The sequence below is a fragment of the Prevotella sp. LMAG:51 genome, assembly GCF_008680225.1.
GTDB lineage: Bacteria > Bacteroidota > Bacteroidia > Bacteroidales > Bacteroidaceae > Prevotella > Prevotella pectinovora.
Genome location: NZ_NALQ01000026.1, coordinates 138,737 through 162,933, shown reverse-complemented (window position 1 = coordinate 162,933; position 24,197 = coordinate 138,737). Strand labels below are relative to the sequence as shown.

Genomic DNA, 24,197 nt, shown 5'->3' with positions numbered 1-24,197 from the left:
TTCGATTGATATATTGCAGATCCGGTGATAAAACTTTCATTACAGTTAACTATTGGGAAGAAAGCTGCTCGTATTCCTCAGAGAGTTTCTCCCAATTGTCCACTTCTTCATCCAGCTTTGCCTTTATTGATGTATATTCTTCAACAATCTCCATATTTGAGGAGTTTTCAGGTTTCAGAAGCAATTCGTCAAGCTCACCGAGTCTTTTCTCAAGTTCCCCTATCTGGGATTCAGCTTTATCAACGGCTTTCTTCATTTTGTTGAGCTTCTTCTGCAGCTCCTTATGTTCGAGATAGTTCTGCTTGCCTTGTGAGGGTTCAGAAGCGGCCTTCGCATCAGAAGCGGCAGGAGAGGGATTATTGTTGGTGGCAGCATCAATGCTGTCTGTGTGGTGTTTCTGAAGAAAATCATATATCCCTCCGATATGCTCTATCACCTTTCCGTTGCCGAACTCATATACTTTAGTAACCAGACCATCCAGGAACTCGCGGTCGTGGCTTACGACAATGGCTGTACCGTCGAAAGCTTTTATCGCTTCCTTCAACACATCCTTTGAACGCATGTCGAGATGGTTGGTAGGCTCATCAAGAATCAACAGGTTTACGGGCTCGAGCAGAAGGCGGATCATTGCCAGTCTGCTCTTCTCTCCACCGCTGAGAACTGAAACCTTCTTCTCTGAAGCTTCACCGCCAAACATGAAGGCGCCTAATATATCGTTGATTCTCAAGCGCACATCACCTCTTGCCACGCTGTCAATCGTGTCGAAGACGGTAAGGCTGTTGTCAAGCATCTGGGCCTGGTTCTGTGCAAAATATCCAATCTGCACGTTATGGCCAATCTTGAGAGTTCCGGTATATGGAATCTCATTCAAGATACATTTGACGAGAGTGGACTTTCCCTCTCCATTCCTTCCGACAAAAGCGACTTTCTCTCCTCTCTTGACTGTAAGATTGACATTGCCGAAAACCATGTGGTCTCCATAATCCTTCCTCACGTCTTCGCATATGACCGGATAGTCGCCGCTTCTCATGCAGGGAGGAAATTTCAGATGCATTGAAGAATTGTCAACTTCGTCTATTTCTATCGGAACAATCTTCTCCAGCTGCTTTATTCTGCTCTGCACCTGTACTGCCTTTGTCGGTTTGTAACGGAACCTTTCGATAAAATCCTTGATATCAGCTATCTCTTTCTGCTGATTCTCGTATGCACGTATCTGCTGCTCGCGTCTCTCTTTGCGCAATTCCACATACTGGTCATACTTCACCTTATAGTCTGCTATCTTTCCGCAACTGATTTCCAAAGTCCTGTTCGTCACATTATTAAGAAATGCGCGGTCGTGGCTCACAAGCACGACAGACTTCGCACTTTGGGAAAGGAACTGCTCAAGCCATTGGATACTTTCGATGTCGAGGTGGTTGGTAGGCTCGTCGAGCAACAACACGTCTGGTTTCTGCAGAAGAATCTTCGCAAGCTCAATTCTCATACGCCAACCGCCACTGAACTCCTTGGTGGGTCTGTCGAAATCCGTACGCTTGAAACCTAAGCCGGAAAGAGTCCTCTCAAGATTGGCCTCACAGTTGTCTGCACCTAGAATCTGCAACTTGTCATGAGTGGCAGTAAACTGTTCTACAAGGTCAAGATAGCTCTCGCTCTCATAATCTTCACGCTGGGCAAGTTCGGCATTAAGCCTGTCAAGTTCCGCTTTCAACGAACTTATTCCTGCAAATGCCTTAGAAGCCTCCTCGCGAACAGTGGTGTCATCCTTCAGATTCATCACCTGAGGAAGATAGCCGATTGTTGTGTCGCTCGAAACAGACACATTGCCCGATGTCGGACTTTGCAGACGGTATAGAATTTTCAGCAACGTGGATTTGCCTGCGCCGTTTTTGCCGACAAGGGCTATCCTGTCATTATCGTTTACAACGAAGCTGACGTTACTGAAAAGAGGCTTGACCCCGAACTCAACGCCAATATTATTTACAGATATCATTATTACCGATATAATATGGATACAAGCCTGTAACCCTAATGGCGGTAAACCGTAATGTTACAGGTATGTCTTGATTACATACTTTTCACACAATATCAACATTTTACAAAATAATGGCAAGCAAGAGGGCTTATTCAATGCAACCTCATGCTTGCCATTTTGTCAATATCGAAGTGCATTATTTGATAATGCCTTGTTCAACAAAAATCTTCTTCAAAGCTTGTACGCCTTTCTCTACCTGCTCCTGAGTATGGGTTGCCATCAAAGCAAAACGTACCAACGTGTCTTGTGGAGCACAAGCTGGAGGAATCACAGGATTTATGAATACTCCTGCATCGAAGGCCAACTTCGTAACGAGAAATGTCTTGTAAGGATCACGCACATATAGTGGGATAATCGGACTCTCGGTTTCTCCTATCTCAAATCCTTCCTCACGGAAACGTTTCAAAGCATAGTTCGTGACATCCCATAGACGAGTGATTCTCTCTGGCTCTTTTCTTATAATATGCAAAGCCTCCATTGCCGCTGCTGTAGCTGCAGGTGTGTTGGATGCGCTGAAAATATAAGTTCTGCAAGCATGGCGCAGATAATTTATCGTATCCTTGTCGCCTGCGATGAATCCGCCTATGCTGGCAAGACTTTTTGAGAAAGTTCCCATAATCAAGTCAACATCGTCAATTACGCCAAAGTGGTCGCACACGCCACGTCCCTCGCTACCGAAGACACCAAGGCCATGAGCCTCGTCAACCATTACGGAAGCATTATATTTATGCTTCAGTTTGATGATTTCTGGCAAATTAGCCAAATCGCCCTCCATAGAGAACACGCCGTCAACGACAATGAGCTTGACAGCTTCAGGACGGCATTTCTTCAACTGCTTCTCCAGGTCTTCCATGTCGTTATGCTTGTATTTCAAGCAAGTGGCAAAAGACAATCTCCTGCCATCTACAATACTGGCATGGTCACGCTCATCGCAAATTATATAGTCTTCTCTGCCACAGATGACCGAGAGGACTCCTGAATTGACGAAAAATCCGGTTGAGAAGCATAATGCCTCATCTTTGTGTTCATAAGCAGCAAGCTCTTTCTCCAACTTAACATGGAGGTCAAGCGTTCCGTTAAGGAAACGGCTGCCTGCGCATCCTGTACCATACTGATCTATTGCAGCTTTTGCAGCTGCCTCCACACGAGGATCTCCTGTAAGTCCCGTATATGCATTAGAGCCGAACATGAGCACCTCATGCCCATCCATCTGTACTACAGTACCCTGTTTTCCTGTTATCTCACGAAAATATGGGTATATACCAGCCTCCATATACTTCTGAGGCTCACGATATTTCTTGTATTTCTCTTGTAAAAGTCCCATTATAAATATAGGTGTAATAAACCACTGTTGTTTATATTTCTTGCAAAGATACGAAAAATAGGTAAAACAGAGCATTATTTCAAAAGAAATGTTCATTTAGGATTAAAATAATGCGCTACAAACTATAAATAAGATATTATTTACTATATTTGCATATTACAAAGTTAAAACAAAATTATATAGCCAAAGCATTATATTTATGCCCCAGAAGAAGATTGCTTTTATAATGAACCCCATATCCGGCACAGTAAAAAAGGCCGGCATACCTAAGCTCATAGACGAGTATTTGGACAAGGATACCTTCAGTTACTCTATCTTGAATACTGAATACGCAGGACATGCGACCTTGTTGGCGAGGAAAGCCTGTGAGGATAATTGCGATGTGGTAGTAGCTGTAGGCGGAGACGGAACCATTAATGAGATAGGCAGGGCGCTCATCGACACAAATACTGCTATGGGAATCATACCGTGTGGTTCGGGCAACGGACTGGCGCGGCATCTGATGCTACCCATGGACATAAAGAAATGCATAATGATTATCAACAAATGCATGACCCACGACCTTGACTATGGAGTAATTGACGGCCATCCGTTCTTCTGCACTTGTGGCATGGGGTTTGACGCTTACATCAGCATGAGATTTGCCGAGGCAGGCAAACGAGGCCCCGTGACTTACCTTGAAAACATTCTAAAGTCCGGATTGAAATATGAGGCTGAGGAATACACTATTGAAGCCGAAGAGATAGGCACAATACACAAGCGTGCTTATCTCGTGTCGTGTGCCAATGCCTCACAATATGGCAACAATGCATACATAGCCCCACAAGCCTCGATGAGTGACGGATTGCTCGACGTTATTATAATGGAACCTTTCGACATGATTGATGCACCTCAAATTAGTATTGACATGTTCAACAAGACAATTAACAAAAATCCGAAAGTTAAGACTTTCAAGTCGAGCCACATATTGGTACATAGGAAAAATGAAGGGGTAATTCATTACGACGGTGACCCTGTAATTGCAGGAAAAGACATTGACATAACCTTACACCATAAAGGGATAAAAATTGTTGTAAATCCTGAAGCAGACAAGAGCAGAAGAAAGCCCAATATGGTGCAGAACGCCTTTTGTGACTTGTTCAATGACATTTATGCAGTAAGGACAGACATAACGAAACAGGGAAAACACATACAGACAATAAACAAGCTTCTGCTGAAGAAGCTTAATAAATGACATAGACAAACTGATTATTCTGTCCAACCAATGAAGTTGGCTGGTAATAAAAAATTTAAGCCGGACTCAAGCAAATGGTCCGGCTTAAATTTTAATCATCGGGTATGTTGAACATATTAGTTGTTTACAGAACCACCAACAATATCCAACAATTCATTAGTAATGGCCTGCTGTCTGCTCTTGTTATATTGCAAATTCAACTCTCGCAATAATTCATCTGCATTGTCCGTTGCCGTCTGCATGGCAACCATACGGGCTGCATGCTCGGAAGCTATACTATCCAACAGAGCCGTATACAGCATAAGATGCGCCAACTTGGGAATCAGGAGCTTGAGAACCGTGCTCATGTCTGGCTCTACAATGAAATTGTCATTCAGAGGTACCACATGCTCTTCTTTCTTTTGCTCTTCCTTCTGATTCTCTTTCAGATAGGCTTGCATTTCTGCAGTAACGGTCTTATGCGAGAGATCACGGTTGTTGTCTTGTCCAACACCAGAAGTAATGTCAATAGGCAGGAAAGTCTTGCGCTGCAATATTTGAGAACCGGCACTCTTGAAATGATGATATAGAAGCTCAACTTGATCAATCTCGCCTTCAACGAATTTCTTTCCGAGTTCTTTAGCTATTTCTATACATTCTGAGACATTAGGCTTCTCGGCAAGTCTTGTGAAATCACCAGCTATCGGCAATCCCATTTTCTTTGCCTGTTCCGCAACTTTTCTTCCTATCGGATAGACAATTATGTTCTCTTTACCCAAGGACATGTTCTCTTCTACAACAGAGTGTAGCAGTTTCGCGACATTTGTATTAAAGCCACCACAAAGACTGCTGTTCGACGAATATGCAACGAGTGCTATACGCTTTACCGGGCGAACCTCGCTGAAAACAGTATGTGCATCAGCCTCACTGGCAAGAAAAGTCTTGAGAATGCGCTCAAGCATATTTTCATAAGGAAGCATATTCTCTATCATCTGCTGTGCATGATGAAGTTTTGAAGATGCTACCATTTTCATTGCACTTGTGATTTTGCGCGTACTGTTGACGGAAGAAATTCTACCTTTAATTTCTTTTAGTGACGGCATAAGCAATTACTTTTTATATTGTCCGGAGATGTCGGCCATTACTTCCTCAATCTTATGGCAAACATCATCATTTATAACGCCTGAAGCAAGGACGTCTATGACATCTTGCTGATGTGTAGAACGAAGTTTGTCAAGGAATGTATCCTGACATTTCCTCACATCCTCTACTGGAACATCACGCATCAGTCCATGAGTACCGCAATAAAGAATAGCTACCTGCTCACCAACAGTCATAGGACTATACTGTGGCTGGATAAGCAACTGGTTATTCTTACGTCCTCTGTCCAGAGTCATGGATGTCACAGCGTCCATGTCACTTGAAAATTTAGAGAATGCCTCAAGCTCTCTATACTGGGCCATATCGATCTTCAGCGTACCGGCAACTTTCTTCATGCTCTTTATCTGTGCAGAACCTCCAACACGGCTCACGGAGATACCGACATTGATTGCTGGTCGGAATCCCTGGTTGAAGAGATCACTCTCGAGATAAATCTGTCCGTCGGTAATTGAAATCACATTCGTCGGAATATAAGCAGAAACGTCGCCTGCCTGTGTCTCGATAATCGGAAGAGCTGTCAAAGAGCCTCCACCTTTCACATGTCCCTTCATACACTCTGGAAGATCATTCATCTGTTCTGCAACTTCCTGTTGGTCATTAATTCGTGCTGCACGCTCAAGAAGACGGCTGTGCAGATAGAATACGTCTCCAGGATATGCCTCACGTCCTGAAGGACGTCGAAGAATCAGAGATACCTCACGGTATGCTACGGCCTGCTTTGAAAGGTCGTCGTATACGACGAGTGCAGAATAGCCACGGTCGCGGAAATACTCGCCGATGGCTGCACCGGCAAATGGTGCATAATACTGCATGGCGGCAGGGTCTGCTGCCGTTGCCGATACGATAATAGTATAAGGCAAAGCACCATGTTCCTTCAGATTAGATACGAGGGCAGCCACAGTAGACGCCTTCTGTCCTATGGCAACATAAATACAGTATACAGGTTTGCCTGCATCATAGAAACTCTTCTGATTAATGATAGTATCAATTGCAATGGCGGTCTTTCCGGTCTGACGGTCACCGATGATAAGCTCACGCTGACCACGACCAATAGGAATCATGGAGTCTACAGCCTTCAAACCTGTCTGGAGAGGCTCCTTTACAGGCTGACGGTAGATAACTCCGGGGGCTTTACGGTCGAGCGGCATCTCAAACGACTCAGTAAGATCAAGATCTCCCTTGCCGTCGATGGCTTGTCCCAATGGGTTGATGACGCGACCAAGCATATTGTCGTTCACTCGGATAGACGCGATACGCTTAGTACGTTTCACAACCATGCCTTCTTTGATACCATCAGTAGAACCGAGAAGCACACAACCTACGTTGTCCTCCTCAAGGTTCATGACGATAGCCATAGTACCATTCTCAAACTCCAGGAGCTCGTTGGCTTCGGCATTACGCAATCCGTAGATGCGCGCTACACCATCGCTGACCTGAAGCACAGTGCCCACCTCGTCGAACTGCTCGCCATTACTGATTCCTTTCAGTTGTTCGAGAAGCACCTGGGATACTTCGCTTGGTTTAATTTTATCTGACATATTAATCCTTTTAATTATTTAAGATTCGACAAAATGGTGCTGAGCTGGCGCTTTACGCTGGCGTCGAGTCGATAGGTGTCGTACTCGAGCACGAAACCTCCGATGAGTTCATCATCGACAGAAGTCTTGAACTCAACATTACCATTTGTCTTACTCTCCACTAACTTCCGCAGCTTCGACTCCGTTTCTGGAGTCAGAGCAACGGCAGTTGACAGTTTTGCATGAATCAAGTTATTCTGCTCTCTATAAAGAGAGACAAACGAGTTCGCAATAAATTGCATGATGTTCGCCCTTCCCTCTTTCAATACAAGCCTGATAAAACGGCAGGTCAATTCACACTTTGTACTTCCTGTGGCAGTAATCAGCAATGCTTCTTTCTGCTCCCTTGAAAGCATAGGATTAGCTATGGTGACACTCAGTTCTGGCACATTAACATATTCTGCGGCGAGAGTCTGCATGTCAGCATAGACCTGCTCAGACTGCTTCTCCTGGTTGCTTGCCTTGAGCAATGCTCGAGCGTATCTTACCGATATTAATCCTAAATCCATCCTGCTTATTTATTTAAGTTCACTTCATTCAGCATAAGATCTATGTAGTCCATCTGTGCCTTGTCGGTGTCGAGATTCTTTCTCAAGATCTTCTCTGACACCTCAACACTCAATATGGCTACTTGCTTGCGGATATCGCTGATGGCGGCCTGCTTATGCGCTTCAATCTCGGCTTTGGCCTCGCTGATGATGCGCGCACTCTCCTCACGTGCTTTATCCTGAGCTTTCTCCACAATAGCGTCACGTGTGGATGCGGCCTCCTTGAGTATGGTGGCCTGCTTCTCACGTGCTTCCTGCAGGATCGCTTCACTTTCTTGCTTGATGTTTTCAAGCTTCAGAGAAGCCTCATGGGCTTTCTTCAGGCTCTCGTCGATATAGTTCTTCCTTTTCTCCACCATGACCGTTATTGCCGGGAAACCGAATTTGGCGAGAACAAAGAATACTACAAGGAACGCAAGAAGCATCCAGAAGAGCAATCCTAAGTCAGGAGTTAATATTGATGGCAAACTTGATAAATCCATTTGCGTTAATTTACAAACACCTATTAGTTAAAAACTTCTCCCAAGAAAAGTTCATTAGATAAGGAAGGTACAAGCCACGATTGCGAACAATGCACAACCCTCTACGAATGCAGATGTAAGAATCATGTTTGTCTGGATTTTACCTGATGCCTCAGGCTGACGAGCGATAGCATCCATAGCGCTGCTACCGATCTTACCAATACCCAAACCTGCGCCAATTACTGCGATACCTGCGCCTAAGCTGCAGCCCAGCTGTGCCAGACCTTCAGCAGCCAAAAGTGATGAAATAATCATAATTCCTTAAATTTTAATTGTTATTAATTTTTTGTTTATTCTCTTGTTTAACTCTAATTTTTATTTGTCACACCTAATAAAAGAGGCTTTTACTCCTCCTCCTTGTGGGCAAGTCCGATAAAGACAGCACTCAAGAGAGTGAAGACGTATGCCTGGACGAATGCCACGAGCAATTCCAGAGCATTCATGAAAAGCATCATTATTCCGCTCACGAAGTTGAGTCCTATGCCATAGCCTACTCCCATCGACCATCCGAGGAATATCACACAAGTGAAGCTCAGAATGATTGCGTGGCCTGCCATCATATTGGCGAAGAGACGGACCATCAAAGCGAATGGCTTAGTAAAGACGCCAAAGAACTCTATTACTGGCATAAGCGGTACTGGATATGCTTTCAGGAACACTGGCACTTCTGGCCAGAAAATGTCCTTCCAGTACTCCTTGTTTCCAAAGAGGTTGATTACCACCATTGAACAAAAAGCGAGGAAGAACGTGATGTTTATATTTCCTGTTACATTGGCACCACCAGGGAAGACCGGTAGCAAGCCAAGAAGGTTGGTGGTCAGGATGAAGAAGAACACGGTGAGCAGATATGGTGCGTAAGGACGGAAATGTTTCTCTCCGATGGACGCCTTTGCCACATCTTCGTAAATCATCATCACGAACATCTCCATCATGCCTACGAATCCACCCGGCGCCTCGCTCTTTTCGTCGCGATTCTTGTACCAGCGGGCACAGGACAGGAATACGGCTAACATTACGAAGACCACAATCCATATCTGAGCTACAGTCTTGGTGATACTCAGATCGAGCGGACGTTCCGTTGTGCCGTCAGGCATCTTCTCGTAAATCTTGCCATGGTGGGCTTCGTCAAAGAAGAAAGGTTCAGGCAGACTTTCCGCCGTACCTACGAACCAGTCTCCCGTAGCGGAATTCCGCACGATAATCGGCAACGGAATGCTCAAGTGCTTTCCCTCGTAAGTGGCGATATGCCATTCGTAAGAGTCGGAAAGGTGCTCAAGCACGACTTTCGGTATGTCGAGTCCTTCACTTTTCTCTCCACCTTCGTTTGTAGCAAAAGCCAGCAAAGGCATCAAGGCAAAAGCAACGAGGATTAATAATGACCTTAATCGTTTCATATAAAAATGTTTATTTTTCTTTGTCACACTTGGCGTGAGAATTCAATACACGAGTGAAGAACACTGAATGGTGAATAAGAAATACAAAATAGAACGACATGAATACAACGCAGTAAGGCAGCATGGCATCACGCCCCTCAACGAGGTAGCACCCAGTCAGGGTGAACAATGCGAGAAACATGCGTAAGCCCGTAGCTGCGGTGAAGAAATTGTGCAGATTCTCCGTGCCGTGTTTTGCTACAATGCGCAACACCAAAGCTTCTGCAATGCAGACTGTCAGAGAGAATATGTCGGTAATTATCATCGGCGCAATCAAGTTCCACTCTGGAAACTGTATGTATAATGCCACGACTATCAATGAAAGGAACGCTGTAATCAGAATTCCCTGCACGAAATAACGCCGACAAGCCTTTTCCACATCTCTTGTATTCAACATATATTATGCTAGCTTGTTAAAGTTCAACACAAATATTGACGATATTTTTCTGTACTTCCACGAATCCCATCGAGACATTGATCTCGTGTTCTCCTTCTGAATCGTGATATATCACCCGTCCTTTCTCAAGTGTGGAAATGATGGGAGCGTGGTTTTCAAGAATCTCGAACAGTCCGACGGTGCCGGGCACTATGACTCTATCCACTTTTCCCTCAAACTCCACTTTCTCGGGAGAGACGATTTTTAATTCTAAACCCATATTGCAACATTTTAGCCTTTAGCCTTTAGCAGCCTCAAGCAGTTTCTTACCCTTCTCTATTGCATCTTCTATGGTTCCGACATTAAGGAATGCCTGCTCTGGCAGGTCATCAACCTTTCCGTCGAGAATCATATTGAAGCCCTTTATGGTTTCCTCTATAGGAACCATCACTCCTGGAATACCTGTGAACTGCTCAGCTACGGTAAATGGCTGTGAGAGGAAACGCTGAACGCGGCGTGCCCTGTTTACGGTGAGCTTGTCGTCATCCGACAACTCGTCCATACCAAGAATAGCGATGATATCCTGAAGTTCCTTATATTTCTGGAGAATTTGCTTTACTCTTTGGGCACACTCATAATGTTCCTTGCCTACAATCAGCGGATCAAGTATTCTGGAAGTAGATCCCAACGGATCAACAGCCGGGTAAATTCCCAACTCCGTAATTTTACGGTTCAACTCAGTCGTTGCATCAAGGTGAGTAAATGTTGTAGCCGGCGCCGGGTCGGTCAAGTCGTCTGCAGGCACATAAACAGCCTGGACAGAAGTAATGGAACCTTTCTTTGTAGAGGTAATGCGTTCCTGCATCGCTCCCATCTCACTGGCAAGAGTTGGCTGATAACCTACAGCCGAAGGCATACGTCCCAGCAATGCCGATACCTCTGAACCTGCCTGTGTAAAGCGGAAGATGTTGTCGATGAAGAACATAATATCGGCAGCTTCTCCGTCCTTACCTCCATGGTCACGGAATTCCTCGGCTACTGTCAGTCCGGAAAGAGCAACGGAAGCACGTGCGCCAGGTGGCTCATTCATCTGACCGTAGACAAGGGTTGCCTGGCTTTTCTTGAGTTCCTCCTTGTCTACGAGACTCAGATCCCATTTGCCTTCTTCCATGGCTTTCTTGAATTTTTCGCCATAACGGATAACTCCTGATTCAAGCATGTCTCGGATAAGGTCATTACCCTCACGGGTGCGCTCTCCTACTCCAGCGAACACAGAATATCCATTGTGTCCCTTGGCGATATTATTGATCAGCTCCATGATAAGTACGGTCTTTCCAACTCCTGCTCCACCGAAGAGTCCGATTTTACCGCCTTTCATATATGGTTCAAGAAGGTCGATCACTTTGATTCCCGTAGCGAGCATCTCTTTGTGGGTGGACAAGTTTTCGAACTTAGGAGGTTCGCGATGAATAGGATAGGCTCCGTCCATGTCAAGTGTCTTCATACCATCAATAGGCTGACCTATTACATTCATCATTCTTCCTTTAATCTGCTCACCTGCCGGCATAAGGATAGGTGATCCTGTCGGTATCGCTTCCAATCCTCTCTGCAAGCCATCTGTATTGTCCATAGCCACGGTGCGTACAGTATCTTCGCCGATATGCTGTTGAACTTCGATAACAAGTTCTCTGCCATCCGGACGCTTTACTTTCAATGCATCGTGAATCTTTGGCAACACCTTCTCCGGATCTTCTCCCTTGGTATCGAAATATACATCGATAACAGGTCCGACAATCTGAGAAATTCGACCAATTACTTGTGACATATCTTTATATTTTTAAATATTAGTTTTTCGTTTCCAGAAAGTGCACATAAAGAGAAGCTTAACATCAGAATATGTGTACCTAATTTGTTTTCAAAAAAGTCCTTTCCTTTTTCTCGTCTGCAAAAATAACAAATATTTTTAATCTCACAATATTTTTGGCATTAAATATCGTTTTCTTATTACGTTTAAGGCATTTTCTTTCCTAAACGAATCACGCTATCAAATTAGCGTTTTCGATATAATGCATTTAAAACTAAGATTTTAAAGAATATTCGTTATAGCATACCTCAAGAATTGAATCTTGGGGTATGCCGAATTCATGCCAATAACAAATCTGCAAGTTTATATACTCAACTCATCTAATACTGTTATGAGTTTCTTGTCGAATGGTTTGTCTGAACGGATAGCGTCAAGGAAGGGGACATATACAATCTCGTTGTTTCTGACTCCAACCATAAGATTCCTCTGTCCCTGCATGATAGCTTCTATAGCACCAACACCTGTGCGGCTGGCAAGGATGCGGTCGTGTGCAGAAGGGCTTCCTCCTCGCTGCAAATGGCCGAGTATTGACACTCGCACATTGTAGTCAGGAAATTCCTTATGCACGCGGTCTGCATAATACAAAGCTCCGCATTTGGGGCTTTCGCTTACGATTACTATGCAGCTACGCTTGCTCTTTCTGATTCCACGCTCCATGAAACGTGCCAGCTGGTCGACATCCGTTGAGTCTTCAGGAATGATGGCTGCCTCTGCCCCACTTGCGATTGCGCTGTTCTGAGCCAGGAAGCCAGCATCGCGCCCCATGACTTCAACAAAGAAGATACGCTCATGGCTAACGGCGGTATCTCGGATTCTATCCACACATTCCACAATTGTGTTGAGTGTCGTGTCGTAGCCGATTGTGGAATCGGTTCCATACAGGTCATTGTCGATTGTTCCAGGCAGTCCTATGCAACAGACATCATATTCTTCAGCAAATATTTTGGCACCTGTCAGAGAACCGTTACCTCCGATTACGACCAATGCGTCTATGTTATTGCTGCGCATATTCTCGTATGCTTTCTTCCTGCCTTCCGGGGTCTCAAACTCGCTGCTTCTTGCAGTACGGAGGATTGTACCGCCACGATTGATTATGCCACTTACGTTTTCAGTCGTGAAATCTTTAATCTCGTTGTTAATCAAGCCATCATAACCACGGAAGATTCCTTTGATCTTAAAACCATTGCTGATACCGGCACGTGTCACGGCACGTATAGCAGCATTCATACCCGGAGCGTCACCTCCTGAGGTAAGTACACCAATTGTCTTAATCTTCATAACTCAAATATATATACCTATTAAATTTCAAAAGTTTATCTCAATACAAGGAATGTGCAGAACGGTTCTTTAGTATATGAATGTCGTACCCCACATTATTGCCAATCCTATCAGCCATGCAACAAAGCATATCCAGCCTACGTTTCGCAGATACCAGCCAAGCCGTATCCGTTCCATCTTCATGAGGGCCAGTCCGCTGACAGATCCTATCAGCAGCATATTACCTCCCATAGCACTGCAATATGCTATTATTTTCCAATAGACACCATTTCTGACAAAGTCTCCCACATAATCAGAATCTGCCCACAAGCCAAGGTTTGCCACATCCACTACCGGATGCAATGAAACAAATGACATGGACGTGGCAAAAGTGTCTAACACAGAGCCGAAGAATCCTGAAACGATTCCCAGAATCCAGACGTTATGCACATTGTCGTCTATCCATTGGGCCAATGTTGAAACGGCACCTGTTTCCACTACGACACCGACGGCAAACATGATGCCGAGTACAAAGAGCACCATCTGGATGACGCCATACTGCAACACGCGAGGAATCCTTCTTTGAATCATCTTGTCAACATCCATGAGTCTGCGGTTGAATATTTCGTTCACCACCCACAACAGCGAAAGAACACACAATGCCCCGAGGAACGGACTCAGTTTTGTGATATTATGGAATGTCGGAATAAACCATAATCCCCCTATACCGAGAAACAGCATGAGCATTCGTTGCCATCTGTTCAGATTGGTGTCGTCCCCGCGATAAGGAATGGCAAAGCCTTGTGTTTCGACACGCTCCGGCAACTGTCTTCCCAACCACCATACCGGCAAAGCCATTGACACTAGACACGGCAAGGCGAGATACATGGAAAAATCAGATGCGTCCACAGCTCCTATATTCCATAACACAAGACCTGTCGGATCACCGATCACCGTCAGGGCGCCGCCACAGTTGGCAGCTATTATCACCGCGCTGCCATAAAGCATTCTCTGCCTTCTGTTTGCCAATATCTTGTGAATGATGACCAGCATCATCGTCGTTGTCGTCAAGTTGTCGAGATTTGCCGAAATGACAAAGGTCACGATAGAGATAAGCCACAACATCTTCTTGCTGCTTCTCGTATAAAGCAATTCCGTCAGGAAGTCAAAGCATCCGTTGTTGTTCAGAATCTCCACTATCGACATCGTGGCCAACAGGAACAAGGCTATCTCCGCTCCCCTGCCAACATAGTCAAGAAAAATGTTCTGCGAAATGAAATGCTTCACGTTTTCAGGGTTTGGCGCTACCCCCATAAGGAAATCGGAATATTCACGAGGATGTTGTGCCAACACGAAATCTGTTCCATAACAGATATACAAGACCCACCCGACAGTTCCCATGAACACGGCCACTGCGGCCCTGTTGACATTGGTCATCCATCCTGTGGAAATCAGCACATAACCTATTATAAGAATTGATACTATTACAAGTGTCATATATAATACATTGTTTATTTTGCAAAAATACTAAATATTATTTGTAATTGGAAAAATATATTCCCATTTTAGTCAGGTTTAACCTGTTTTTCACAGTATTGATACCATTTTGCCTGGTCTTGATAAGTTCCTGGCAACAGGTTAATTTTTCAGTCTGATGATTCTGATGCCTGGCATCGTCTTTCGCTTTGCCAGATATGCAGACAGGAGCATCGGCTCTTCAACCACCTTGTGGTGTATGCTGGAGGCATTGAGCAGATGCAGTCCGTCCTTATGCCATACAGCGAAGCCGATATGCTGAGTGTCAAGTCCGCTCTTGTTGGTGATTATCGCGATTATATCGCCATTTTTTATAGTTGAGCGCAGCAGTCTAGTGTTCTTCACCTGCGATTTGGGGATATACCTGTAACTCTTGCCGCTTATGGCTTTCTCCATCTTAGATATTCCTGCGCGATTGAAGCTGTTGTTGAACAACATCGGATATTTATCAGAATGCCTTGACATGTAATCAACTCTGACATGCTGTATCATTGTGAACGGAGGATTAGGCGACTGTATTTCCTTGCAGATCCCGAGCCTTGTGTTGTCTTCTATCCATTCTGTAAAATAATGCAGCCTTCCGATATAGCTCACGTCCTTGCCTCCTCTGTATCTCAGCGTCTGAAGTTTTTTGCAGAATTCCCTGAATGTCTTTTTCCCCGACTGGTGGGTCAGCGCCAAAGCAAGCGAATTCTCAACAAATGTAGTGCAGTCGAGTTGTCTGAGATTTACTACAAGCTGCTCCTTCCGGTTCACCTCCAGGGTGCTTGCCACGTATGGTATTCCTATCAGCTTTCTTGCAAAAAACAGTGTGCGCTCTTGGATGTTGTTGAACTTCTGACTATCAGCTTGAAGGAATAGTCTGACTACTTTCAGACTGTCGGCTTTGCTGTATTGCAGTGACAATGCCGATTGGCTGAAGGAGAGAGCCAGCATCAACAGTAATGTTAGTTTTTTCATAATATCAATTGTGTTTTATTTATACTCTCTTTTCTTTCCGAAGTTAACGCCGGCATATATGTTGAACGAACCGAAGTAGCCGTTTGAAGAGAAACGGCTTTTTTTGTAATTGTATGTATGCAACACCGAACTTGCCCCGACATACCATTTCTTGTTGTTCCACACCACTCCGAAGCGACCGATTCCGTCGAGATTGAAGTTGTTGAAATTAAACGCCTTAAGCTTCCTGTCGTCAGCCGAAGACTGGTCGGCCTCTGACTCTTTATATGCTATTGCAAGCGACAGAGACGCCGAGAAGAGACAATTTTTCATAAACACCCAGTTGTAGGCATATCCTCCGGAAACGGAAATGGAACTGTATTTCACATTACGGAACATCAATCCGCTGTCGAGTGCCACTTCATCCTCCGACATGCCGAAATGGGTCTTGCCGTAAGTCTGCAGCGCCTTCTCGAGCTCTTCATAATCAAGTGATATGGAATGAGATGTGTATCCTACTCCCACAAGTGGTGAGCCGCAGCTCCTTTTCTGACATGTACTCTGGCTGAATGCTGCCGGATATGAGAATTTCTTGTGGTTGAAGATATAATACACGTCGAAGCCTTTGATGCTTGAGTTTATTCCGCTGAATGCCACTTTCCTGAACGATTCGCGTCCCTTGTCACCAAACACGTTGGTTGAGATTATCCTGTAATTGTCACCAGACTTGCGATAGTAAAGGTCTAGCCCGAGCAGGGAACTGTACAGACTTAAATCAAACTCCTTCTTGTTGCCGCCTCCGGCAAAGTTGTCCACGTCAAAAGTATAACCGATGAAGAACCACCTCCAGCCAATATACGGACCGACCTTTATCGTCGGCTTAGGAGCGAACGTCACGCTTTGCCCGGATTTGCTCTTCAGTGTGTATTCCTCATAGGTATTCGTGTTCTGCATCATGAAAGTGTAATTGTAATGCTGCGGTTCGATATAAGCCGTATCTATATCATTGAACCCACGGAAGATACGCGTAAAGAAATTGCCTACAGAATGGAGGAAGTCGGTTTTCCTGGCGCTACGCACCGTGTCGCAGGTCCGGCTCAACGAGTCTTGATGCAATGGCACGCCACACTCCGAAGAAGCTTTCATCTTCGAAATGGAAATTGACATAAGTATCATCAGAAACAGTAATCTCATAAGCGCAAGAATCCGTTAGCGTTCAGAATTTACCCAGAATCCTGTCCATCACCCAATTGACGGGCGTTGCTGAAACACTGGTACAAGAACAGACGCCCTTTCCCTGAAGGCTTTCGACTACACATTTCACAAGTGGCTCCTGCACATAAGCAGGATTGACGACGGAAATCGTAGACTCTCCCATTCTGGAGATGAGCGAAATGGGCTTGTAGTCGAAGACCGAAAAGCTCAACGTGCCGTTTTCTCCCACTATCTCAATTCTGTCTTCTTTTGCAGATTCATGACCGACAAAGCACCACGAGCCGCTTCCCGGCAGTCCGTTTTCAAATCTGAAGCATGCGCTTACGCTGTCCTCCGCCTCATACAGGCCGCCCATGTTCGAGCATATGCCATCAGCATCCACTATCACTCCGAATAACTCCTGCAGAAGGTCAAGCTGATGAGGGGCCATGTCATAGAAATAGCCACCTCCTGAAATCTTCGGCTGTATACGCCAGGGCTGTTCTGTGCCCTTTTCCGCATCGAATTTGCGTGGAGGGTTCGATAGTCTTACTTGAACATTGACGATCTTGCCTAATTCACCACTGTTCACTAGTTCTTTAACCTTCTGGAAATATGGAAGATACCTGCGATAATATGCCACATAGCAAGGCACACCAGTCTGCTCGCTCACTCTATTGATGCGGGCGCAGTCGTCGTAGCTTGCGGCAAGCGGCTTTTCCACGTATACGGGCTTGCCTGCATGCATGGCCATGATCGCATATGTGGCGTGGCTCGAAGGAGGAGTGGCAACATAGACGGCATTCACCTCCGGATCGTCGATCAATTCCTGGGCATCAGTATAAAACCTCTTTATATTATGGGCTGATGCGAAAGCCCTCGCCCTTGATGCTGTCCTGCACATTACGGCAACCACTTCCGATCCTTCTATATTACTGAATGCCGGCCCGGATTTCTTCTCGACCACCTCGCCACATCCGATAAAGCCCCATTTTATATGCTTCATAAGAACTAATTTCTGAACTATACTTAATAATGCAAAGCCAAATACTATATTCAGCCAACAAATCCAAAATTTGATTTTATAATGCAAAGATAATGAATTTTGTCGACAACAAAGAAGCAAATTCTTTGTTATTATTATTACCTTTGCAATAATTAAACATTAAGAAACGATATGAACAACGACAAAGAGTTATACAACGATTTCAAAAGAAGAAGTTACCGTTCTTGTGTATCCGACGCCTTCAGAACCACACGAAAGACCATTTGGCCTCTGACGAAAGCCAACTGGAAACTGTTCTTGTTCCTTGCGTTAATGCAGGGGGCGATTGGAGTATGGACTGAGTATCTGACGCCCGGTGTAATGTATGTCGGCTTTGATTTCCACCCGCTTTCGTTGTTCATGCTGGCCATAGTGGCATTGGCCACCTGCCTGACAATCAGCAGCAAGATGTTTGCAACCATAAACGGCAGAGGACTAAGATGGAACTTCACCAGGCAATTGAAGACACTGCCGGTAAGCGCAGGTTTCCTCATCGTCTTTTTGTTGCTGAGCATCCTATGCATATACTTCTGCATTGTGAAGGGCAAAAACCCCGACAGCATTCCGCTTCTAAACGCATTGTCGGTCCCTGTCGCCTTGTCACCGATACTTTTGATATTCTCCCTACCATTGGCATTTGCGTTTACGCAATATATCATGGAACCGGAAAGGAAACTATACAGGTCATTATGGAAATCCTATTCCACGGGATTCCGACGCTGGGGATTCATCTTCACCACCATTGCCCTTGGGGAATTGTGCGTCATAATATTCCAGACTTTCGTATGTCTGCCAAACTATATTCTCACAACAGCTCACAACTACTCCGCAATCGGAGTTTCATCATACAATGACGCACCTGATTTGCCTGCATATTTCTATCCGCTGCTTTTCGGGGTATCCACTTTCAGCGGTATGGTGAAAATATGCGTTACACTCTTTGAGGTATACACATTATATTATATGTATCAGACCATCTGCATAAGACAAAAGGAACGCAAGATGTAATCATTGCCAACACACGGCATCATTCTTCAATCCGGCAGACCATACACCGCCAACCGCATTGGCACAACTGTGGCGATATGTCAGACGAAAAATGCAACATAAGACGACACGAGAGAAATCTCTATAGGGACCAACAGGTTGCACAACTTGCCGTTTACGAAACGAAAGCAAGCCATTTACGTACAAGAAAAGGATGGTTTACACAACATAAACAGCATATTTACGAACCTATAATCAAAAGAAAACGATTAAGCCGTTGACAGTCAACAATAAACGGCAACGTGTACAAACGACCACATCAAATAAAACTCAAGAGCCAGTTTTTTTTATATGAAAAGTCTTTGTCGCCTATACGATTTTTCATATCTTTGCACCACTGAATTCAAAACAAGCAACGGAAAACTTTCTACGTGAGCGATATCTAAAAGTTAACCAAAACGGAAAACTTTTACAGCAGGTAAAATAAAAAAGTTATCCAAAACGGAAAACTTCAGGCAAACGGAAGTTTAAAAGCTGAAACAAGAATTCAAGGATAAACAGGAACAAGAACAACAATCATATAAAACAAAATTTACACATAACATCATGGAAATCAAGAACTTCACTATCACCAAACGAGACGGGTCCAAAGAAAGATTCAGTCTCGACAAGATAATGAGCGCGATTATCAAAGCGTTCAACTCAGTTAACGAACCAGCAGACCTCGGCTGCATTTCCAAAATAATTGCAAATCTTGATATTCATGAAGGAATCACAGTTGAAGACATCCAGAACCAGGTGGAAGAGTCTCTCATGAAGGAAGGTTATTACAAGGTGTCAAAGAGCTTCATGCTATACAGACAGAAACACACCGAAGACCGCGAGACAATGGACAAACTGAAGTTCCTGTCGGAGTATTGCAAGGCCTCTAATGCCGCAACAGGATCGAAATATGACGCCAATGCCAACGTGGAGCACAAAAACATCGCGACACTCATCGGAGAGCTACCAAAATCAAGTTTCATACGACTGAACAGAAGACTCCTGACCGACAGGATAAAGAAGATGTACGGCAAAGAACTTTCAGACAAGTATATTGACCTGCTTACACACCACTTCATATACAAGAACGACGAAACGAGCCTGGCAAACTATTGTGCATCCATAACCATGTACCCATGGCTTATCGGAGGAACAACATCCATAGGCGGCAACTCCACAGCACCGACCAACCTGAAGTCATTCTGCGGCGGATTCGTAAACATGGTATTCATGGTGTCGAGCATGCTGAGCGGAGCCTGCGCAACACCGGAATTTCTGATGTACCTGAACTATTTCATAGGGCTGGAATACGGGAAAGACTACTGGAAGGAAGCGGACAAAGTGGTTGACCTCTCATTAAAAAAGCGCACCATCGACAAGATAATCACCGACTGTTTCGAACAGATTGTATACTCCATCAACCAGCCTACAGGCGCAAGAAACTATCAGGCTGTATTCTGGAACATTGCATATTATGACAAACCATACTTCGAGAGTCTCTTCGGAGAATTCTTCTTCCCAGACGGAAGCAGACCTGACTGGAACGGACTAAGCTGGCTGCAGAAACGATTCATGAAATGGTTCAACAAGGAAAGAACCAAAACCGTACTCACATTCCCTGTAGAGACAATGGCTCTTCTTTCCGACGGCAAGGACGTGCTCGACAAGGAATGGGGAGACATCACGGCAGAAATGTATTCTGAAGGCCACTCATTCTTCACATATATGAGCGACAATGCAGACTCACTAAGCTCATGCTGCCGACTGAGAAATGAGATCCAGGACAACGGTTTCAGCTACACGCTTGGAGCAGGAGGAGTGTCTACTGGTTCTAAAAGCGTACTGACGATAAACTTGAACAGATGTATCCAATACGCTGTGAACCACAAAATTGACTACAAGGAATATCTTGCCGAAATAGTTGACCTGACACATAAAGTGCAATTGGCATACAACGAGAATCTCAAAGAATTCCAAAAACACGGAATGCTCCCACTCTTTGATGCCGGATACATAAATATGAGCAGACAGTATCTCACTATCGGAGTCAACGGACTCGTAGAAGCAGCTGAATTCCTCGGACTGCAGATCACAGACAATCCAGACTATCTGAGCTTTGTGCAGGGTGTGCTTGGAATCGTGGAAGAATACAACAAAAAGTATCGCACCAAGGATGTGCTCTTCAATTGCGAAATGATTCCAGCAGAAAACGTAGGAGTGAAACACGCCAAATGGGACCGCGAAGACGGATACTTCGTGCCACGCGACTGCTACAACAGCTATTTCTACATCGTGGAAGACGAATCGCTGAACATAATCGACAAGTTCAAGATGCATGGAGCCCCATATATAGAACACCTTACAGGCGGTTCTGCACTACACATGAACCTGGACGAGCATCTCTCAAAAGCCCAATACAGACAGCTACTGCGCGTTGCTGCCAAAGAAGGATGCAACTACTTCACGTTCAACATCCCCAACACCATCTGCAACGACTGCGGATACATAGACAAGCGCTATCTCAAAGAGTGCCCACACTGCCATAGCAAGAACGTGGACTACATGACAAGAATCATCGGCTACCTCAAGCGCGTCAGCAATTTCTCTGCCGCAAGACAGGAAGAGGCAGGCAGAAGATTCTATGCCGGCAAAAACGCGCTCAGCAAGGAGGACTAAAGGAAATAATCCACAAAACAGCCATAACGTCAGCATCAGTTCTGCAAGCAACAACAACGACGCTTGCAGAATTGATGCGATATAAAGTGAAATCTTATCTAACAAAACAAGCAATGCTGAAATACGTCAACTGCGGAATTGTGTTCCAGGAAATCCCCGATGAAGTAACTCTCTCGATAAACATTTCCAACTGCCCCTGCCATTGCCCTGGCTGCCACAGCAACTATCTGTGGACAGACACAGGCACTCCTCTCGACGAAAAAGCCATAGACGGTTTCGTGAAAGAATACGGAAGCGACATAACATGCATCTGCCTGATGGGTGGCGACTCCGAGCCGTCACGCATCAACTCATTGGCAAGATATATCAAAAAGAACCACCACGACCTTCATGTAGGTTGGTATAGCGGAAGGACAAGAATCTCAAGCCAAATAGAAAACCGCCATTTCGACTATATCAAGATAGGTCCATACCTGAAGCATCTCGGCGGGCTGAAAGAGAAGACAACCAACCAGCGGCTTTACAAAATCGACAATGATTTTGAACTCAAAGACATTACAAATGCATTTTGGAAAAAACCGGTATGATATTCATGTCATCTGTTCCGAACACACGAATATGAAGCATTCAGAACAGATAATATGAATAAAGAATTATCACAAATCAATAAAGACACACAAATTACAAATTAGGAAACAATAAAAATTGTAGTTTTGGCACCTTCATGCTATCTTTGCAGAGAATACAATTGCAATTTGAGTATGAATACAAACCAAACAATCTATGAATACAAACCAAACAATCCCTGACTACATTTTTGAGTCAAGCTGGGAAGTATGCAACAAAGTTGGCGGTATCTATGCCGTATTATCGACAAGAGCCAATACTCTACAAAAGAAATTCAAGGACAGAATCATTTTCATCGGTCCTGATTGTTGGCAAGAAAAAACATGTCCTTATTTCAAAGAAGACCTTTCGCTGTTTCCAGATTGGAGAAATGAAGCAGAAAAAGACGGTCTCAGAATCAGAACGGGAAGATGGACAATCCCGGGAAATCCAATAGCCATTCTGGTGGATTTCAACAAATACTACAAAGACAAGAACATCATTTATACACAACTTTGGGAAGATTTCAAAGTGGACAGCCTTCATGCATATGGCGACTATGATGAAGCTTCTATGTTCTCATACGCCGCTGCAAAGGTGGTGGAAAGCTTCTACAACAAATATCTCGGAAAGGAAGACAACGTAATATACCACGGAAACGAGTGGATGACAGGATTGGGACTGCTATACATAAAGAAGCATCTGCCTCAGATAGCAACCATATTCACTACACATGCCACGAGCATCGGAAGAAGCATCGCAGGAAACAACAAACCGCTTTACGATTATCTCTTTGCCTATAATGGAGACCAGATGGCAGAAGAACTGAACGTTCAGAGCAAGCATTCCATAGAGAAGCAGACGGCACACAACGTAGACTGCTTTACAACAGTAAGCGAGATAACCGGCAAGGAATGCGAAGAACTTCTCGACAAGCCCGCGGATGTCATACTGCCTAACGGCTTCGAAGACGACTTCATACCCAAAGGGGCAATTTTCACAAAGAAACGGGCTGCAGCACGCAAGAAAGCCCTACAGGTAGCAAACGCCCTACTCGGCACTCAACTTGACGACGATACGCTGATTGTATCGACAAGCGGAAGATATGAATTCAGGAACAAAGGCGTTGACGTTTACATAGAAGCATTGAACAGGCTTCTGAGAGACAACGGCATGAAGAAAACCGTTGTTGCCTTCATAGAAGTTCCGGGGTGGTGTGGAGAACCAAGACAAGACTTGATAGAACGGTTGGAATCGGGAAAGAAATATGACACACCGCTGGATGTGCCGATGATTACCCATTGGCTACACAACATGAGCCACGACAATGTGTTGGGAATGCTGAAATATCTCGATATGCAGAACAGAAATGAAGATAAAGTGAAGCTTATCTTCTTGCCATGCTATTTAGACGGCAATGACGGAATATTGAACATTCCATACTATGACATCATCCTCGGAAACGACTTGTGTATCTATCCATCCTACTATGAGCCATGGGGATATACCCCTCTTGAGTCCATAGCATTCAAAGTGCCATGCATAACAACAGATCTTGCAGGCTTCGGACTTTGGGCTAATGCAGAAAAAGGCAGATACTGCGAGATTGAAGATGGTGTGAAAGTAGTACACAGAACTGACTACAACTACTCTGAAGTAGCAGACCGCATAAAGGAAACTATAATCAAATTCTCTAATTTCACTCCGACAGAAGTGAAAAGAGCAAGGTCAAACGCATACAAACTTTCCAAGAAGGCTCTTTGGAAGGAATTCATAGAGAATTATTATATCGCGTATGACTTCGCACTCAATAAAGCAGAACAAAGGAAAAATAATTTGAATTAAATAAACAGATTAGAACCTAAT

At 44.5% G+C, this 24,197-nt stretch carries 21 protein-coding genes; 5 read left to right on the top strand and 16 right to left on the bottom strand.

Going from position 1 to position 24,197, the window contains the following annotated elements; translation table 11 throughout:
- Positions 1-49: 49 nt before the first annotated feature.
- Complete coding sequence (locus tag CCC32_RS09870) at positions 50-1,990, bottom strand: ABC-F family ATP-binding cassette domain-containing protein (RefSeq protein WP_287074147.1); 1,941 nt, start codon at positions 1,988-1,990, stop codon at positions 50-52.
- Positions 1,991-2,168: 178 nt separating this feature from the next.
- Positions 2,169-3,356 carry a serine palmitoyltransferase gene (spt, locus tag CCC32_RS09865; RefSeq protein ID WP_287074145.1) on the bottom strand — a complete coding sequence of 396 codons (1,188 nt, stop codon included), beginning with the start codon at positions 3,354-3,356 and terminating at the stop codon, positions 2,169-2,171.
- A 199-nt stretch (positions 3,357-3,555) separates the two neighbouring features.
- Between spt and CCC32_RS09860 the strand changes: the two genes are divergently transcribed.
- On the top strand, positions 3,556-4,590 hold the full coding sequence (locus CCC32_RS09860) for a diacylglycerol/lipid kinase family protein (RefSeq protein ID WP_022316987.1): 1,035 nt from the start codon (positions 3,556-3,558) through the stop codon (positions 4,588-4,590).
- A 116-nt stretch (positions 4,591-4,706) separates the two neighbouring features.
- Here the strand turns inward: CCC32_RS09860 and CCC32_RS09855 are convergent, their stop codons facing one another.
- From CCC32_RS09855 to CCC32_RS09790, 14 genes are all read right to left on the bottom strand, one after another.
- Positions 4,707-5,672, bottom strand: coding sequence for a F0F1 ATP synthase subunit gamma (locus CCC32_RS09855; protein ID WP_044064850.1), 966 nt, complete (start codon positions 5,670-5,672; stop codon positions 4,707-4,709).
- Positions 5,673-5,678: 6 nt separating this feature from the next.
- Positions 5,679-7,268: a F0F1 ATP synthase subunit alpha gene (gene atpA, locus CCC32_RS09850; protein WP_042517460.1), complete on the bottom strand. Its 1,590-nt coding sequence runs from the start codon at positions 7,266-7,268 to the stop codon at positions 5,679-5,681.
- Positions 7,269-7,282: 14 nt separating this feature from the next.
- Positions 7,283-7,816 (bottom strand): F0F1 ATP synthase subunit delta, encoded by a 534-nt coding sequence (locus CCC32_RS09845; RefSeq protein WP_022316983.1) that lies wholly within the window; start codon positions 7,814-7,816, stop codon positions 7,283-7,285.
- Between the two features lie 5 nt (positions 7,817-7,821).
- Entirely contained in the window at positions 7,822-8,337 is a 516-nt protein-coding gene (gene atpF / locus CCC32_RS09840; RefSeq protein ID WP_022316982.1) for a F0F1 ATP synthase subunit B, read from the bottom strand.
- Between the two features lie 54 nt (positions 8,338-8,391).
- Entirely contained in the window at positions 8,392-8,631 is a 240-nt protein-coding gene (gene atpE / locus CCC32_RS09835; protein ID WP_287074141.1) for an ATP synthase F0 subunit C, read from the bottom strand.
- Between the two features lie 89 nt (positions 8,632-8,720).
- On the bottom strand, positions 8,721-9,770 hold the full coding sequence (atpB, locus tag CCC32_RS09830; protein WP_022316980.1) for a F0F1 ATP synthase subunit A: 1,050 nt from the start codon (positions 9,768-9,770) through the stop codon (positions 8,721-8,723).
- Between the two features lie 10 nt (positions 9,771-9,780).
- The gene (locus CCC32_RS09825) at positions 9,781-10,206 is read right to left on the bottom strand and encodes a hypothetical protein (RefSeq protein ID WP_044075282.1); all 426 of its coding nucleotides are present in this window, start codon (positions 10,204-10,206) and stop codon (positions 9,781-9,783) included.
- Positions 10,207-10,222: 16 nt separating this feature from the next.
- Positions 10,223-10,465: a F0F1 ATP synthase subunit delta/epsilon gene (locus CCC32_RS09820; RefSeq protein WP_287074138.1), complete on the bottom strand. Its 243-nt coding sequence runs from the start codon at positions 10,463-10,465 to the stop codon at positions 10,223-10,225.
- 18 nt (positions 10,466-10,483) lie between these two features.
- Positions 10,484-12,010: a F0F1 ATP synthase subunit beta gene (gene atpD, locus CCC32_RS09815; RefSeq protein ID WP_022316977.1), complete on the bottom strand. Its 1,527-nt coding sequence runs from the start codon at positions 12,008-12,010 to the stop codon at positions 10,484-10,486.
- 342 nt (positions 12,011-12,352) lie between these two features.
- Entirely contained in the window at positions 12,353-13,327 is a 975-nt protein-coding gene (gene pfkA, locus CCC32_RS09810) for a 6-phosphofructokinase (RefSeq protein ID WP_022316976.1), read from the bottom strand.
- Positions 13,328-13,396: 69 nt separating this feature from the next.
- Positions 13,397-14,803, bottom strand: coding sequence for an SLC13 family permease (locus CCC32_RS09805; protein WP_022316975.1), 1,407 nt, complete (start codon positions 14,801-14,803; stop codon positions 13,397-13,399).
- Between the two features lie 141 nt (positions 14,804-14,944).
- The gene (locus CCC32_RS09800; protein ID WP_042517467.1) at positions 14,945-15,802 is read right to left on the bottom strand and encodes an N-acetylmuramoyl-L-alanine amidase-like domain-containing protein; all 858 of its coding nucleotides are present in this window, start codon (positions 15,800-15,802) and stop codon (positions 14,945-14,947) included.
- 15 nt (positions 15,803-15,817) lie between these two features.
- On the bottom strand, positions 15,818-16,975 hold the full coding sequence (locus CCC32_RS09795; protein ID WP_022316973.1) for a DUF4421 domain-containing protein: 1,158 nt from the start codon (positions 16,973-16,975) through the stop codon (positions 15,818-15,820).
- Positions 16,976-16,997: 22 nt separating this feature from the next.
- A complete protein-coding gene (locus CCC32_RS09790; protein WP_044079677.1) occupies positions 16,998-17,981 on the bottom strand; it encodes a Gfo/Idh/MocA family protein in 984 nt (327 codons plus the stop codon).
- A gap of 171 nt (positions 17,982-18,152) precedes the next feature.
- On the opposite strand from CCC32_RS09790, the gene CCC32_RS09785 reads away from it, so the two are divergent.
- From CCC32_RS09785 to CCC32_RS09770, 4 genes are all read left to right on the top strand, one after another.
- Positions 18,153-19,028, top strand: coding sequence for a hypothetical protein (locus CCC32_RS09785; RefSeq protein ID WP_044074275.1), 876 nt, complete (start codon positions 18,153-18,155; stop codon positions 19,026-19,028).
- Between the two features lie 585 nt (positions 19,029-19,613).
- Positions 19,614-21,725: an anaerobic ribonucleoside-triphosphate reductase gene (gene nrdD / locus CCC32_RS09780; protein WP_044079680.1), complete on the top strand. Its 2,112-nt coding sequence runs from the start codon at positions 19,614-19,616 to the stop codon at positions 21,723-21,725.
- Positions 21,726-21,838: 113 nt separating this feature from the next.
- Positions 21,839-22,312 (top strand): anaerobic ribonucleoside-triphosphate reductase activating protein, encoded by a 474-nt coding sequence (gene nrdG / locus CCC32_RS09775; RefSeq protein ID WP_022316969.1) that lies wholly within the window; start codon positions 21,839-21,841, stop codon positions 22,310-22,312.
- A gap of 196 nt (positions 22,313-22,508) precedes the next feature.
- Positions 22,509-24,176, top strand: a complete 1,668-nt coding sequence (locus tag CCC32_RS09770) for a glycosyltransferase (protein ID WP_287074133.1) — start codon at positions 22,509-22,511, stop codon at positions 24,174-24,176.
- Positions 24,177-24,197 lie beyond the last annotated feature (21 nt).